This window comes from Geobacillus sp. 47C-IIb, from assembly GCF_014679705.1.
Lineage (GTDB): Bacteria > Bacillota > Bacilli > Bacillales > Anoxybacillaceae > Geobacillus > Geobacillus thermodenitrificans.
This window is the reverse complement of record NZ_CP061473.1, coordinates 1,981,386-1,996,401: the sequence shown is the minus strand read 5'-3', so window position 1 is coordinate 1,996,401 and position 15,016 is coordinate 1,981,386. Positions and strand designations below refer to the sequence as shown.

Genomic DNA, 15,016 nt, shown 5'->3' with positions numbered 1-15,016 from the left:
CGATCACCTGCTTCCTGATAGTAGACGAAATTTATTAGCCAACGGGAGAGCGGACAATTCCTCCTCGGAGAAAACGTTCCCTTTGACAATGCATACGATATAGACGATCGCACCGACGGCGACGCCTCCAAGCGCCTCAGCGGTTGCCCATAAGCGTCCGCCGGCGGCAGCATCCATAAGCCACATATACAACTGCAGCACGACAACCATCGCGACGCCAGCCTTCACGATTGGATAGGCATACTTTTGGATGTTGGTCAGTTGGCATTCACGCCGCAAGCATACATATAAAAAGCAAGCCATGAGCGCATAAGCCCCCGTCGTCGCTAAGGCCGCGCCAAGGACGCCAAACGGCGGCACAAGCCAATGCATGAGCGCCATTTTTCCCGCTACGGCCACCGCTACACCGGCAGCGGCCGCCCACTCTTTTCCCATTCCTTGCAACATGGCGGACGAAGTCAGTGCCATCGTTGTAAAAAAGACAGAAGCGGACAAGACAGCGAGAACGAGTGAGCCACGATCATTTTCAAACAACATCGTATTGATCGGCCGAATCAGGCAAATGAGCCCTAAAGAAGCGCCAACACCGATGACGGCAGCAAATCGAAATGGCAACAGACCTTGCGTGAAAATGGCTCCTTGGCTGCGTTGGGCGCTAGAGATAAATGGGACAAGCGCCAATGAAAGCGATGTGCCGACAACTGTGCCAAGCTGGATGAGCGGTTGCCCGCGATCATACACCCCTTTTAACCATTTCACCTCATCTAGGCTTGCTCCTGTTTCATGAAGAAGTGGGACAAACAAAAACGAATCCACGAGTGGAATAAGCGTCAATGCCATATTTGTCAAACAAACGATCGTTCCAACTGTCAATAAATGTCGGCCTACATGTAAGAACGAAGCCGTGGGCGTGCGGCCGGCCGTTTTTTTTCGTCTGCGCTTAGCGGAATAAAAGAGCAAAATAAGAAGCGCCGCCGCCATACCGCCGAGTGTCCCTGCAATCGCTGCCATGCCGCAGGAATAAACATCTGCACCACGCCGCATCGCCCAATATGACAGCCCTAAAATCGCTGTCACCCGCACGAACTGTTCACCAACTTGAGACACCGCAGTCGGCATCATGTCATGCTGGCCTTGGAAATAACCACGCAGCACAGCGATCAACGGAAAAAACAAAAATGAAAATGAAAGCAACCGCAACAGCGGTTCAAGCCGACCGTCCCCCATCCATGACGCCACCGTTTCGGCCCCTGCATACAAACCAGCAAACAGCATAACACCGAGCGCGCTTAACAACAGCAGCGCGATGCGCCTAACGGCGGCTGCTCCCGCCGCATCTCCTTCCACGAACCTCTTAGCGATGAGCTTCGAGATAGCGACCGGGTAGCCCGCTAGTGACATCGCTACAACAATGCCGTAAATCGGATACACTTGTTGGTAAATATAAAAACCGACATCCCCGACCATATTTTGATACGGGATACGGTACAACGCGCTTAACAGCTTCGTCAGCAAAGCAGCAACCGTCAATACAGCTGCGCCTTTCCATACGTTCCCCATATCGCTTTTCCTCCCGCCTTCATGGCGTTTGCCGACGGATAGCCAGGCTGGGGACATTCGCCAGCGACCGAGAAAGCCGCCAATGGTTCCATTGCCATGGCTACGCTCGATATTATAGCGCAACATGGGGCTGCTAGACAAAGACGATGGCTTACCTGAAGCCACGACTTCCTCAAACGGCTAGCAGACGGAAAAAAGGCAGCTTCGTAAGCTGCCTTCTTGTTTCGCTTATTGTTCCATTTGTCGGGCTAAAAAGCTGGCCGCAGTTTCAACCGCTTTATGCTCCACTTCACCAAGCGTCTTCTCGCGTGATAAAATGATGACCGCCCCGATCGGATCGCCGTTGGCGACAATCGGACCGATCGTATACGACTTCAACGTCTCCGTCATCCCGTCTACTAGCTCTACCTCTCCTTCTTCCGTATGGAGGACAGAAGTGCGCTCTTCCATCGCTTTTTCCACTAGCGGGCTGACGCTTTTGTTCATATACTCTTTTTTCGAAACACCGGCGACAGCGATAAATACGTCGCGGTCACAAATGAGCACGGGCTGCCCGAGGCTGTCAAACAGTGCCTCAGCATACTCTTTAGCAAAGTCACCCAACTCACTGATCGGCGAATATTTTTTCAAAATGACCTCTCCATCGCGATCAACAAATATTTCGAGCGGATCTCCTTCGCGGATGCGTAACGTTCTCCGAATTTCCTTCGGAATGACAACCCTTCCCAAGTCATCAATTCGACGAACAATACCGGTTGCTTTCATGCTTTGTATACCCTCACTTTCATCTAGGATTTGAAGGATACTCCGATGAACCCTTTTGTGATGGGGAATTCACCATTGTTGTCATTAGTATCCTTCACAATCCACTTTCTATACGCGATGAAAGTGATTTTGCCCATTTTAGATAAAATTGTCCATCATTCATTATCGCCACATCAGCAGAAACATAAACATGCAAAACAAAACTCGACTTTTTTGTCCTGGTCATGCGATCACTGATTTTTCGTTTTCCACCCCGAACAGCTGCTTTAACGTCTCATACAAAATCATCAGCCATTCGTGTGGCTTCATTTGTTTAATATAAAGAACGATTTTCAGCTTCGCCCCATCCATGCCGAATCCAAACAGGCGGCCATACTGGCGGCCAATGCCAGATAAGCGCTGGATTTCCACTGTTTTCGACGCCTGCTCGGTAAATAAAAGATCGATTTGTTGCTTATGCTGCTTAATTGATTCAACGCCGAGCTGCTTCGCCAACGCTTTAATTTCCGCAATTTGAAACAAATAAGCCACCTCGTCCGGATAATCGCCAAAACGATCCGCCATCTCCTCACGTAGCATCTCAACGTCCTCGAGTGTCTCGACAGCTTTAAACCGCTTGTACATTTCAATTTTTTGTAATCCATCGGAAATGTACGTATCCGGAATATAGGCATCGACTTCTACGTCGATCACAACGTCCGGGCGCTCCTCTTCCTGTTTAAGGCCACGCCGTTTTTCAATTGCCTCTTTCAGCATTTGTGAGTATAAATCAAATCCGACAGAATCGATAAAGCCGTGCTGTTCCGCGCCGAGAATGTTGCCGGCACCGCGGATTGACAAATCGCGCATGGCGATTTTAAACCCGGAACCAAGCTCGGTGAACTCTTTAATAGCTTGCAACCGTTTTTCTGCCGTTTCATTCAACACCTTGTCTTTTCGGTACGTGAAATATGCATAAGCGACGCGGTTCGAGCGGCCGACGCGCCCACGCAGCTGGTACAGCTGCGACAGCCCCATCCGGTCGGCGTCATACACGATGAGCGTATTGACGTTCGGAATATCGACGCCTGTCTCAATAATCGTCGTTGTCACCAACACGTCATATTGCCCTTCCAAAAAGGCTAAAATCGTCGATTCGAGCTCAGCTTCCGACATTCGCCCGTGCGCAAACGTCACGCGCGCTTCCGGGACAAGCTGGGCGATTTCTTCTGCTCTCAAGTCGATATCTTCGATATGGTTATAAAGGAAAAATACTTGCCCATCACGGGCGAGCTCGCGCTCAATCGCCTCTTTAACAAGCTCTGGTGTATATTCCATTACATACGTCTGTACCGGAAAGCGGTTTTCCGGCGGCGTCTCGATGATCGACAAATCGCGTACACCGATCATCGACATATGGAGCGTGCGCGGGATCGGCGTTGCTGTTAATGTAAGCACGTCGATATTCGCCTTCAGCTGCTTAATTTTTTCTTTATGCGCCACGCCAAACCGCTGCTCCTCGTCAATAATGAGCAAGCCTAAATCTTTAAACTTCACGTCCTTCGACAACAGCCGGTGCGTACCGATCACCATGTCGATTGTGCCGTCTTTTAACCCTTTGATCGTCTCCGCCTGCTGTTTTCTCGTCCGAAACCGGTTTAACAACCCGACGTTAATCGGAAATCCTTGGAACCGCTCACGCACCGTTTCATAATGTTGCTGGGCTAAAATCGTCGTCGGCACAAGGAAGGCCACTTGTTTGCCGTCCATAATCGCTTTAAATGCCGCTCGCAGCGCCACTTCCGTTTTCCCGTAACCGACGTCGCCACAAAGGAGGCGGTCCATCGGCTTTTCGCTTTCCATATCACGCTTAATTTCCTCGATCGAACGAAGCTGGTCTTCCGTCTCTTGGTACGGAAACGCCGCTTCAAATTCGCGTTGCATTTCTGTATCCTGGGAAAATGCATATCCTTTGCTTGCCTCGCGCTCGGCATATAACTTGATTAAATCTTCCGCAATGTCTTGGACAGAAGACTCCACTTTCTTTTTGACTTTTTTCCATTCTGTACCGCCGAGCTTATAAATTTTCGGCTCTTTTCCTTCCGAACCGACGTACTTTTGCACTTGGTCCATTTGATCAACCGGGACGTAAAGCGTATCGCCGCCTTGATATTGGATATGAATATAGTCTTTATGCACTCCGTTGATTTCTAACGTCTCGATGCCTAAATATTTTCCGATACCGTGGTTGACATGGACAACATAGTCGCCGACTTGCAGTTCGGCATAGCTTTTGATCCGCTCGGCATTCGACAACTTTTGTCGGCGCACTGGGCGTTTGGCCCGCTTTTTGAACAGTTCTTCCTCGGTGATGACCGCCAGTTTTTGCAGTGGCAGCTCAAACCCTGTATTTAAATCGCCTTGAAGGAGCTGACATTTGCCGTGCAACAGCGCCGCTTCGTACGGCAGCGGCAGCGCATCGATCTCGTAATCTTCAAGCAGCGACTGCAACTTTTTCACCCGCTCGGCATCAGGCGCCAAAAAGACGACCGCATAGTTCGCCTTTTTCCATCGCTCGATCTCAGACTGAAGAAGAGCCATTTGCCCATGAAAGTTTTGCATTTGCTTACATGTAATATTGACGACATTTTGCGGATGAGTATGAGGTGCATGACGTAAAAATAAGGACAAGTACACCCGTTGGAATCGACTCTTTTGCAACAATTCAGAAAATGAGTGCGAAATCGGCACATCATGGATCATTTTTCCGCCGTCGAGTAAGCTTGTATACCATTCCGCTTCTTCGCGATCAAGTCGCTCAGCCGCCTCCTGCAACCGGCTCATTTCATCCATCAGCAGCACGCCATCTTCTGGCAAATAATCTAGTAAACTCGCAGCCTTTTCATAAAAAAGAGACATATATTTATATTGTTGTTCGATTTCCTGTCCCTCGCGCAGCTGTTCCAATTCAGCGTGGATATGCTCGTACATCCGCTGCTTGGCAGCATCATCTTTGATGTTTTCCAAACTAGCTGCAAGCCCGGCTTCGATTCGTTCGATTCCTCGCTGCCGTGCCTCCTCATTAAGAATAATTTCGTCGGCCGGCCCGATCATGACGCGGTCCACCTGCTCGTGTGAACGCTGGTCATCAGGGGTGAACGTTCGAATCGATTCAATTTCTGTATCAAACAGCTCAATACGATACGGAAGCTCAGCCGTTAGCGGATAAATGTCAACGATGCCGCCACGGATGCTGAACTCCCCGGGAGCAGAAACGGTGGCGACCCGCTTGTATCCCATTTCGACAAACAGCTGCTTATAGCGTTCCAAATCGAGCTCTTGTCCAACCGAGAACGTAAACAAGTAATGCTTCCAAAGCGACAGCGGCGGCAGCAATCGCCGCAAGCCGGCGACTGGACAGACAACAACCCCTTTTCCTTCTTGCGCCCAATGATTCATAATTTCGAGACGTTGTGCCTTCAACTCCGGACTGGCGACCGCCATTTCAGCGGCGATGACTTCGTTGACCGAATAAAGAAACACATCATCCGACCCCAACAACGAAACGAGATCGTCATATATTTTTTGCGCCTGAAACAAGTTATGGGCCACCACTAACATCGGCCGCCCTGTCTCCTTATAAAGGGTGGAAATAAAAACAGACCGAGCCGACCCTGACAGCCCGGCGACAAGCTGTTCTTTCAGGCGGGCATGGATTCCTTCAATGATCGTGCGAACATCCTGATTTTCAGCTAAATAGCGATGCAGAGAAAGCACCTCTATCCCCCCTCCTTCCAACATTAGTTTCTTCCCCTTTTAGCCATTTGGCGAAAATGCAAAAACGCTTTGGTCGCCCAAAGCTGCGCCTAGTGAATAAATTTTTCATATTGATGCCATTCCGGATTTCGCACCAACGCCTCTTGGCAATCTTCACAAATCGTTTTTACATGAATGTCACCGTTCGGCTCGTACGAAATCATGTCAAGTCGTTCCTCTTCAGTCAAATGATGGAATCCTAGTTTTTCACTATATATGGATACGTGGTCAATCGTGCCAACTTTTGCGCCACAATGACGGCAATAGTAGTGCAATGCCATCCGAGCAAACCTCCTCACTGGACTGTTCCGTCCGCAAGGCAGGCGAAGTCAATGCCTCGCGCCTTCCGTACTCACATTGTGTACCAGTTCAGAGGAAAATATTCACTCGTTAAAGTCATTCATCACTTGGATAAACGGTGTCGTCACTGCCTGTTCACACGCATCGGCAGCCCGCAAAACAGCTTCCATTACCGCTGGCTTTTCTTCTTCCGTAAAACGGCTAAGTACGTAATCAGCAACTGGTTGCCCATTTGTTGGCCGACCGATGCCGATGCGAATGCGCTTAAACTGCTCCGTGCCAAGATGGTGAATGATCGACTTGACACCATTATGACCACCGGAGCCTCCTTTTAGACGAAGGCGGATTTTCCCCGGCGGGAGATCGAGGTCATCGTATATAATAATAACATCGTCGACGGCAATATCGTAGAAGTCGATGAGCGGGCAAACACATTCCCCTGATAAATTCATATATGTTAAAGGTTTGCATAATGCCACTTTTTCGCCGAAAACGGAAGCCGTTCCGAACAAGCCACGGAATTTAGCGGTTTTCAACGAAACGTTCCAACGTTTAGCCAACTCATCAATGACGAAAAAACCGATGTTATGGCGCGTTTGTTCATACTCCTTGCCCGGGTTTCCGAGCCCGACAAACAGCTTCAATGGCCGTGCTCCTCTCTGTACATGATACTACAAAAGACGTAACCGAAACGGTTACGTCTATCATCCTTCTGGCGTCGTTTCTCTTCCTTCTTCAGCCTCAGGCTGTCCCGGCTCTTGCTGCTCACCGCTATGGATTTCTTCTTCCTGTTGCGGCGGCAAGATCGTCGCGATGACTTCGGAAGGCTCATGATTGATTTCAAATGTTCCGCCTGTTTGCACGTCGCCGACTGTGATGACATCGCCGACTTGCAAACCGGAGATGTCCACTTCAATCGCAGGCGGAATGTTTGCCGGCAAAACGCGGATCGATAATTCGTGCAAGTTTTGCTGCAACACGCCGCCATCTTTTACTCCAGGCGCTTCGCCCACTAAGCGGACTTCCACGTCAACATCGACTTCCGTCGACATATCGACCGCTTGAAAGTCAGCGTGAAGAAGCTCGCCACGCAATGGATCACGCTGCACTTCACGCAATAGAACCGAGTAATCTTCCCCGTCGACTTTCAGCGTCACTAAGCTGTGACGTCCACCCTCGCGTAGCGCCTTCTCAAGATCAGCGGCGCTGATGGAAATCATTTTATTATCGACCTTTTTGCCGTACAATACCGCCGGAATGCCTCCTTGCGAACGAATACGCCGCAATGTTGAATGTTTTTTGTCCTTGCGTTCTTTCGCTCCCAACACAATCGCCATGTTTCTTCACCTTCCTGAATTAGAATCTATTGTCTACTTTATCCTAAAACAAGAAGGGTTAAACATGCTTTGTGTTTAGTCGAACAGGACGCTGACGGATTGCATTTCATACACGCGCGTAATCGCTTCAGCAATGAGCGGCGCCACCGACAGCTCTACAATTTTATCAATTTTCTTCTCTTCTGGCAAGGCAATCGAATTGGTGACGACAAGCTCCTTAATTTTGGAATTTTGAATACGCTCAATCGCCGGACCGGACAACACCGGGTGAGTACAGCATGCGTACACTTCTTTCGCCCCGTTTTCAACAAGGGCGTTCGCCCCCAGCGTAATCGTCCCAGCTGTATCGATAATGTCATCAATCAAAATGGCCGTCTTTCCTTTCACTTGACCGATGATGTTCATTACTTCAACAGCGTTTGGCCGCGGCCGGCGTTTGTCAATAATAGCGAGCGGTGCCTTCAGACGATCAGCCAACTTGCGTGCCCGCGTCACACCGCCATGGTCCGGGGAAACGATGACGACATCATCCAACTGTTTGCTTTTAAAGTAATCCGCTAAAATCGGAACACCCATTAAATGATCGATCGGGATATCGAAAAACCCTTGGATTTGCGGAGCATGCAAATCGAGCGTAATGACGCGCGATGCCCCGGCTGTTTCCAGCAAGTTGGCCACGAGTTTCGCTGTAATCGGCTCGCGCGAGCGCGCTTTCCGGTCTTGTCGCGCATAACCGTAGTATGGCATTACGATATTGATCGTGCGCGCTGAAGCACGTTTTAATGCATCGATCATAATGAGCAGTTCCATTAAATGCTCATTGACCGGGACGCTTGTCGATTGGATGACAAATACATCGTCGCCGCGGATGCTTTCTTCGATGTTAATTTGAATTTCTCCATCGCTAAAACGGGATACTGAACACTTGCCAAGCTCGATCCCCATGGTTTCAGCAATTTGTTTCGCTAGCTTCATGTTCGAGTTCAGGGCGAACAACTTTAATTGGTGTTGGCATTCAGACATGATAAACCTCCATTAAGATTTTTTCTTGCCTCGCAGGCGATCCACATAATTTTCTTTGTTCACTTGTCGAGCGCGACCAATAGCGAGCGCACGGCCGGGAACATCATCGGTGACCGTCGATCCAGCGGCGACGTAAGCGCCTTGGCCGATCGTGACCGGCGCAATCAAGTTGGCGTTGCAGCCAATAAATGCACCGTCTTCAATTTTCGTCCGATACTTATGCACACCATCGTAATTGACCGTAATCGATCCACAGCCAAGGTTGACATCGGCTCCGACTTCTGCATCCCCAATATAGCTTAAATGCGAAGCTTTGCTTCCTTTACCGAATGTCGATTTTTTCACCTCGACAAAGTTACCGATTCGTACCTCATCGTCAATTTTCGACAGCGGACGAATATGGGCGAACGGACCGATCGTCACATCGTCGCCGATCTCGCTGTCATGGGCGACCGAGTGGCGAATAGATGTGCGGTGGCCGATGTGACAGTTTTTAATTTCTGAATGGGGCCCGATCGTACAATCTTCGCCGATCACTGTCTTTCCCTCGATGACCGTACCAGGATAAATGACCGTATCGCGCCCGATCGTCGCTTCAGCTGAAATATAAGTGCAAGCCGGGTCGATGATCGTCACCCCGTTTTTCATATGTTGGCGGCAAATGCGATCGCGCATAATCCGTTCCGCCTCAGCAAGCGCGATGCGGTCATTGATACCGATCGTTTCGTCAAACGACGGTGCCTGATAAGCGGAGACAATGCCACCATCCGCTTTTATAATTTCGATCACATCGGTTAAATAATATTCGCCTTGGGCATTATTGTTTGTTACTTTTGTAAGCGCTTGAAACAACATTCGATTATCGAAGCAATACGTTCCCGTGTTAATCTCGCGGATTTCCCGCTCTTGTTCATTCGCATCTTTATGCTCAACAATTTTTTCAACATGGCCATCACTGTTGCGAACAATGCGGCCATATCCGGTCGGATCGTCAGCGATGGCCGTCAATACGGTCGCCTTCGCCCCAGCGGTCATATGGTGCTCGAGGAGCGCTTCCATCGTCTCAGCGGTGATGAGCGGTGTATCACCACAGACCACGATGGTGATCCCTTCAAGGTTTTGCAAATGAGGCGCGGCCTGCATTACCGCGTGTGCTGTCCCGAGCTGCTTTTCTTGCAAGGCGTATTCACACTGGGCGCCGAGCTGTTCTTTCACTTGCTCCGCCCCAAATCCCACTACTGCAATCGTTTTTTCTACCCCAAGCTTGGACACTTGGTCCACTACGTGCTGAACCATTGGCTTGCCGCAAACGGGATGAAGTACCTTATACAACTTGGATTTCATCCTCGTTCCTTGTCCGGCCGCCAAAATGACTGCATATCGCTTTACCATGTGAAAGGCCCCCAATTACCCTTTTATCCATAATTGAATATATATGAATTGGCTGCTCATTTCAAGGAAACAATGCATTTGCCAAAAAAATAGAGAGCTTGGCCAATTTTGCCTAAGCTCTCTTCAATATGTTTACGAAGCGCCAGCTTCTTCAAGTTCTTCTTCCAACTTCCCGAGGCGGTGGTATTCAGCTAAGATCGCCTCTTGGATTTTTCCGCGCGTAGCGGAATTGATCGGATGGGCGATATCGCGGAACTCCCCGTCTGGTGTGCGCTTGCTCGGCATCGCAACAAACAGTCCGTTATTCCCGTCAATGACACGGATGTCATGGACGACAAATTCGTTGTCCAACGTAATGGAGGCGATCGCTTTCATCCGTCCTTCGGTATTGACGCGGCGTAATCTTACGTCTGTCACTTCCATTATGCTCACCACCTTTTCCCTATATGAGACTCGATGTAATTAATTCCACGTCCTCGAGTCATTTCCTTCTTTTTTCAAAAAATTTTTTATAAACTTCAGGTAGGGAAAAGGAGGAGATTGACTGTTACGGTACAAGAGCAACGACTTCAATTTCGACAAGGACATCTTTCGGCAATCGAGCCACTTCCACGCATGAGCGCGCCGGTTTATGGTTTGGGAAGTATTGGCTGTATACTTCATTCATGGCCGCAAAATCATCCATATTTTTTATAAATACCGTTGTTTTTACGACCGTTTCGAGCGAAGCGCCAGCTGCTTCCAATACCGCTTTTAAATTCTGGAACACTTGATGCGTCTGCGCTTGAATGTCACCTTTTACCAATTCCCCTTCCGGAGTGAGCGGAATTTGCCCTGAGCTGTAAAACATGTTATTGACAATAATTCCTTGTGAATAAGGACCAATGGCTTGTGGCGCATTTTTTGTTTCCACTTTTCTCATTAGTAAAATCCTCCTTCCTCAATTTTCCTCATTATAACAAGCAACACGCTACCTAAACAAACGCTTTGTAATTTCCTTCCTTGACCGCGATTCGTTTTTCTTTTATGTCAACAGCTGATAGCTTTACAAGTGAAATGTATTCGTCAACTAACCGCTCTTTTGCCTCTTCAGACTCGACGAGCACACCGATGCCAGAGACATTGCCGTTAAATTCTTGCAGCAAACTGACCATTCCGTTGACCGTGCCACCTGCTTTCATGAAATCGTCGACGATCAGCACGTTTGATCCTTCGGCCAAACTGCGCTTGGACAGGACCATCGTTTGGATGCGCCTAGACGAACCCGATACATAATTGATGCTTACCATCGGTCCTTCCGTCACTTTATTGTCGTGACGGACGATCACAACCGGCACGTGCAAAAAATTGGCGATAGCATACGCAAGTGGAATCCCATTCGTAGCGATCGTCATCACGACATCCACTGGACGGTCAGCGAAAATGGACGCATAAAGACGACCAATTTTATTCATAATACGGGGGTCGCCAAGAATGTCCGTCATATACAAATATCCGCCAGGAAGAAGCCGGTCTGGCCGCGACAACTGTTCACACAAATAGGAGACAACTTCCTCGGCTTCCTCGGCGGTCATTTTCGGAATGTATTGCACGCCGCCGGCTGCGCCGGGCAACGTCCGAACTGTTCCAATCCCTTGCTGTTCAAACGTCTGCTTAATAATCGTTAAATCTTCGCTGATTGACGATTTGGCCGATTCATACCGCTCGGCAAAAAAAGTAAGCGGAATGAGATGATGTGGCCGTTCAAGAAGATAGTGTGTCATATCGACTAAACGGCCGCTTCGCCTTAGCTTCATAGCCGACCTCCTAAAACCGAATATTTAAATTTATCTTACCAAAAATGTACGTGTTTAATCAAGGGAGTGTCGCTCCCCTAACAACCTTACAGCAAACACTTGATCGCAAAAGCCACGCAGTCCGTTGTATACGCGCTGCATTCTTGAATCGTGCTCAATTAGCCCAAACACTGTCGGTCCGCTGCCACTCATCAATACCGCGTCGGCGCCAAACCGCCTCATTTGCTCTTTAATATGTGCGACTTCCGGATATTTTTTTAGTGTCACTTCCTCAAGGACATTGCCAACTGACCGACAAATCGCTGCATAATCTTGCTGCTCGATCGCCCCCACCATCGCATCGACATCCGGATGGTTAACATGCTCAAGCTGCAAGTTTCGGTACACTTCTGCCGTCGATACGCCAATCGGGGGCTTGGCCAACACGACCCAACACGGTGGCGGCGATGAGATCGGGGTGATGATCTCTCCGCGTCCAGTCGCCACGGCCGTTCCGCCATAAACGCAAAAAGCGACATCTGAGCCGATTTGCGCGCCAAGCTCAGCGAGTTCATGGACGCTTAACCCGAGTTTCCAAAGCTTATTGAGCCCGCGCAGCGTCGCTGCCGCATCGCTGCTTCCTCCTGCTAAGCCAGCAGCCACCGGAATATGCTTCGTAATCGAAATCGCCACCCCTTCGCGAATCGAAAACGTCTCTTTAAGAAGTTGCGCCGCTTGGTACGCCAAATTGCGGGAATCGTCCGGCACGAAACGATTTTGCGACACAACGCGAATCGCATCCTCCCCGGGCAAAGGAATCAGCTCAATACGATCAGCCAAATCGATCGTTGTCATCACCATTTTCACTTCATGGTAGCCGTCGGGACGCTTATAAAGAACATCGAGCGACAAGTTAATTTTTGCTGGCGCTTTTACCGACAACCTCACGATTCTTCACCCACTTCCACGCACATTCATAAACAAACTGTCTCGATATGCCGGCGGACAAATGATTCGACATATTCATTCGCTTTTCTGTTTTGATGATTTTTACACGTGCCATATCCGGCTTTCTCCTGTCAATCCATTTTACCATATTACCATGTCTCGATGCCGTCGCCAAACGATATATGTAAAAAGGGCGTCCCCTGCTTGGGACACCCTCGCCGCAACGCGCCAACTCCGCTATTCCGTTTTCCCGGCCAGTTGCCGTTCTGCCCGTTCAATCGCCAACCTTACCATGTTTCCTGCATCTTTCGCTCGGATAGCTCCCCATCCTTCACGCTGCACGACATCGTAAAAGCCTAGCTCTTTTGCTAGCTCTTCTTTCAAGCGCTGCGACATAACTCCGCGGCGTCGACCCAATGTCAGCAACCCCTTTCGATGTTCATTGGCGTCATGGCACGAAACGTTTTGCAACCCGCCAGCGCAAGAAACCGACCAGCTTCACTTGCTAAGGATGAAAGGCGGCTGCGGCAGTTTTAGTATGAAATAACGAAGGCGGCTTTATGTCTGCCTATTATTGTTTCGCTTCGCCGTTATCAGCAGGTAATACTTCAATCTTGCTACAATGACAATCCATGGATTATACTCCATGCAAAACTAAGCACCGCTTAATCTGCGTCTCCTCGCAAACCTTTTAGCGCACCTTTCTGATAAGCAAGCAACCCCCGTCTTTCTTTAATAACAAAACAAAAAGCAGCAAACAATTGATGTCTACTGCCCCCCTGCTTGCTCATCATCCCAAAACGTCAGCTTTACGGTTTCTGTCAACACGTCAGCATAACTAAACGATACACGTTCAAATGAGTTTTCCTTTTGATCCAGCTCAATGACAAATACCGATGGGTAAGTCTCCGCCAAAATGCCGCAACGCTCAATCATTTTTCTGCGTCCGCCGTTGGCTCGTAACGTTAAACGTCTCCCGATATTAGAGTCCAATGTCTTTTTAATATCGGATAAAGTTTTTGGCATTCGTCATCCACCTCACTGCTTACGATTATAACAAAAACGGAATTGAAAGTCAAAAAATAATGATTATATCAGCGTGTTTTTGTTTCTGTCAATAATTATTTTTCTACAATATCCTTCTTTTTATGTACTTCATGGCACTTTTTTGTAAAAAAATGCGGTGAAAGGCATTAAAAAAACCGCCCATTAATTGCGGCGGTTCCCCCCTCGTTCCTCCTCAATAAGGCGAAACGGCATTCCGGTGCGAAGCACTCCTTTCGTTTCCACCCCACCCAATCCCTTTTCTCCGGTCAACGTGTTGCGAAGCACATCCCACACATCGACCGTTTCCGTGAATGGAGTGAAGCTGAGGCGCGAAACAATATAGACCGGATCAAGAGCATGAATGTTAACCCGCGCAGGTGAACTAGCAAAATTGGCTCCAGCACGGATCAACGACTCGAAATGTGATTGGCAAGCACCGGCGAAAACGATGAGCTGGTCTAGATGCGGCACTTTTTTGCGCGCTTCTTTCACCGTTTGAACGAAATGGCGCGAGTGGCGGTATGCTTTTAAATCGTGTACTTTTCCTTTCGATTTTGAATACGAATCGTGGCCGGTAATGACTAAAATATCCGGTCGAAACTGTTCGATCAAAGAGCCAACTTTCTCTGGCATCTCACTTTCCTCACAGTAAACGCCGTGCACTGGCACCCCAATCCGTTCATATAAATCCAAGCATTTGCGCAAATATACCGGGTCGCCGTCCAAATGAAGGACGCGTCCCGGAATTTGAAAAAAATCTTTCTCTACTCGATATCCGCCGGTCGCTCGATACTCCACTTTTTGCTTAATCGTCTGGTAGTCCTGTCGAAACAACCGGTATACCTGTTCGATCAGCTCGATTTCCCGCTTTTTCCGTTCTTGCCGCTCCTGCTCATCGATGATGACTAAATCACTGCACGGAGCGTCTGCGACAAGCCGCACATCTTCTCCATGTAAAATCGCCTCTCGCTCTCCGTCTCTTTCTTTAATGTCAATGACACGGAACAATAAGTCACATTGGTAAGACTTGCGGGCGACAATATCGCCGATTTTGACGTCCATCACCACTCACTC

Annotated in this window: 17 protein-coding genes; all 17 read right to left on the bottom strand. The window is 48.9% G+C overall.

The window, feature by feature from the left end; all coding sequences use genetic code 11:
* Positions 1-3: 3 nt before the first annotated feature.
* The 17 genes from IC804_RS10090 to yabG all read right to left on the bottom strand — a co-directional run bounded on the left by IC804_RS10090 (position 4) and on the right by yabG (position 15,004).
* Positions 4-1,560: a putative polysaccharide biosynthesis protein gene (locus IC804_RS10090; protein WP_011886611.1), complete on the bottom strand. Its 1,557-nt coding sequence runs from the start codon at positions 1,558-1,560 to the stop codon at positions 4-6.
* The gene (locus IC804_RS18870) at positions 1,527-1,658 is read right to left on the bottom strand and encodes a hypothetical protein (RefSeq protein WP_255396528.1); all 132 of its coding nucleotides are present in this window, start codon (positions 1,656-1,658) and stop codon (positions 1,527-1,529) included. The genes IC804_RS10090 and IC804_RS18870 overlap by 34 nt, the downstream gene beginning before the upstream one ends.
* A 130-nt stretch (positions 1,659-1,788) precedes the next feature.
* A complete protein-coding gene (gene spoVT / locus IC804_RS10085) occupies positions 1,789-2,325 on the bottom strand; it encodes a stage V sporulation protein T (RefSeq protein WP_008881695.1) in 537 nt (178 codons plus the stop codon).
* A 222-nt stretch (positions 2,326-2,547) separates the two neighbouring features.
* Positions 2,548-6,081 carry a transcription-repair coupling factor gene (mfd, locus tag IC804_RS10080; protein ID WP_060475493.1) on the bottom strand — a complete coding sequence of 1,178 codons (3,534 nt, stop codon included), beginning with the start codon at positions 6,079-6,081 and terminating at the stop codon, positions 2,548-2,550.
* A gap of 89 nt (positions 6,082-6,170) precedes the next feature.
* Entirely contained in the window at positions 6,171-6,401 is a 231-nt protein-coding gene (locus IC804_RS10075; RefSeq protein ID WP_008881693.1) for an anti-sigma-F factor Fin, read from the bottom strand.
* A 102-nt stretch (positions 6,402-6,503) separates the two neighbouring features.
* A complete protein-coding gene (gene pth / locus IC804_RS10070; protein WP_011886609.1) occupies positions 6,504-7,064 on the bottom strand; it encodes an aminoacyl-tRNA hydrolase in 561 nt (186 codons plus the stop codon).
* A 60-nt stretch (positions 7,065-7,124) separates the two neighbouring features.
* On the bottom strand, positions 7,125-7,757 hold the full coding sequence (locus IC804_RS10065; protein WP_008881691.1) for a 50S ribosomal protein L25/general stress protein Ctc: 633 nt from the start codon (positions 7,755-7,757) through the stop codon (positions 7,125-7,127).
* Between the two features lie 75 nt (positions 7,758-7,832).
* Complete coding sequence (locus IC804_RS10060) at positions 7,833-8,780, bottom strand: ribose-phosphate diphosphokinase (RefSeq protein ID WP_008881690.1); 948 nt, start codon at positions 8,778-8,780, stop codon at positions 7,833-7,835.
* 12 nt (positions 8,781-8,792) lie between these two features.
* Positions 8,793-10,172 (bottom strand): bifunctional UDP-N-acetylglucosamine diphosphorylase/glucosamine-1-phosphate N-acetyltransferase GlmU, encoded by a 1,380-nt coding sequence (glmU, locus tag IC804_RS10055; RefSeq protein WP_011886607.1) that lies wholly within the window; start codon positions 10,170-10,172, stop codon positions 8,793-8,795.
* A gap of 132 nt (positions 10,173-10,304) precedes the next feature.
* A complete protein-coding gene (gene spoVG / locus IC804_RS10050) occupies positions 10,305-10,595 on the bottom strand; it encodes a septation regulator SpoVG (RefSeq protein WP_003247437.1) in 291 nt (96 codons plus the stop codon).
* Positions 10,596-10,719: 124 nt separating this feature from the next.
* Complete coding sequence (locus IC804_RS10045; RefSeq protein ID WP_008881688.1) at positions 10,720-11,094, bottom strand: RidA family protein; 375 nt, start codon at positions 11,092-11,094, stop codon at positions 10,720-10,722.
* A gap of 52 nt (positions 11,095-11,146) precedes the next feature.
* Complete coding sequence (gene purR / locus IC804_RS10040; protein WP_029761812.1) at positions 11,147-11,968, bottom strand: pur operon repressor; 822 nt, start codon at positions 11,966-11,968, stop codon at positions 11,147-11,149.
* Between the two features lie 54 nt (positions 11,969-12,022).
* Complete coding sequence (ispE, locus tag IC804_RS10035; protein WP_008881686.1) at positions 12,023-12,895, bottom strand: 4-(cytidine 5'-diphospho)-2-C-methyl-D-erythritol kinase; 873 nt, start codon at positions 12,893-12,895, stop codon at positions 12,023-12,025.
* Entirely contained in the window at positions 12,861-13,010 is a 150-nt protein-coding gene (locus tag IC804_RS10030) for a hypothetical protein (protein ID WP_008881685.1), read from the bottom strand. Before IC804_RS10030 ends, ispE begins: the two co-directional genes overlap by 35 nt.
* Before the next feature lie 122 nt (positions 13,011-13,132).
* Positions 13,133-13,312: a small, acid-soluble spore protein, alpha/beta type gene (locus tag IC804_RS10025; protein WP_011886605.1), complete on the bottom strand. Its 180-nt coding sequence runs from the start codon at positions 13,310-13,312 to the stop codon at positions 13,133-13,135.
* 351 nt (positions 13,313-13,663) lie between these two features.
* Positions 13,664-13,921: a biofilm formation stimulator Veg gene (gene veg / locus IC804_RS10020; protein WP_008881684.1), complete on the bottom strand. Its 258-nt coding sequence runs from the start codon at positions 13,919-13,921 to the stop codon at positions 13,664-13,666.
* A 183-nt stretch (positions 13,922-14,104) separates the two neighbouring features.
* On the bottom strand, positions 14,105-15,004 hold the full coding sequence (gene yabG, locus IC804_RS10015) for a sporulation peptidase YabG (RefSeq protein WP_081157340.1): 900 nt from the start codon (positions 15,002-15,004) through the stop codon (positions 14,105-14,107).
* Positions 15,005-15,016 lie beyond the last annotated feature (12 nt).

Bases quoted from the DNA above. Each gene is read 5' to 3' on its own strand.
- glmU (WP_011886607.1), bottom strand. From the start codon at position 10,172: ATGGTAAAGCGATATGCAGTCATTTTGGCGGCCGGACAAGGAACGAGG.
- IC804_RS10065 (WP_008881691.1), bottom strand. From the start codon at position 7,757: ATGGCGATTGTGTTGGGAGCGAAAGAACGCAAGGACAAAAAACATTCA.
- IC804_RS18870 (WP_255396528.1), bottom strand. From the start codon at position 1,658: ATGGCAATGGAACCATTGGCGGCTTTCTCGGTCGCTGGCGAATGTCCC.
- purR (WP_029761812.1), bottom strand. From the start codon at position 11,968: ATGAAGCTAAGGCGAAGCGGCCGTTTAGTCGATATGACACACTATCTT.
- spoVG (WP_003247437.1), bottom strand. From the start codon at position 10,595: ATGGAAGTGACAGACGTAAGATTACGCCGCGTCAATACCGAAGGACGG.
- veg (WP_008881684.1), bottom strand. From the start codon at position 13,921: ATGCCAAAAACTTTATCCGATATTAAAAAGACATTGGACTCTAATATC.
- IC804_RS10075 (WP_008881693.1), bottom strand. From the start codon at position 6,401: ATGGCATTGCACTACTATTGCCGTCATTGTGGCGCAAAAGTTGGCACG.
- IC804_RS10060 (WP_008881690.1), bottom strand. From the start codon at position 8,780: ATGTCTGAATGCCAACACCAATTAAAGTTGTTCGCCCTGAACTCGAAC.
- yabG (WP_081157340.1), bottom strand. From the start codon at position 15,004: ATGGACGTCAAAATCGGCGATATTGTCGCCCGCAAGTCTTACCAATGT.
- IC804_RS10030 (WP_008881685.1), bottom strand. From the start codon at position 13,010: ATGGCACGTGTAAAAATCATCAAAACAGAAAAGCGAATGAATATGTCG.
- IC804_RS10045 (WP_008881688.1), bottom strand. From the start codon at position 11,094: ATGAGAAAAGTGGAAACAAAAAATGCGCCACAAGCCATTGGTCCTTAT.
- IC804_RS10090 (WP_011886611.1), bottom strand. From the start codon at position 1,560: ATGGGGAACGTATGGAAAGGCGCAGCTGTATTGACGGTTGCTGCTTTG.
- spoVT (WP_008881695.1), bottom strand. From the start codon at position 2,325: ATGAAAGCAACCGGTATTGTTCGTCGAATTGATGACTTGGGAAGGGTT.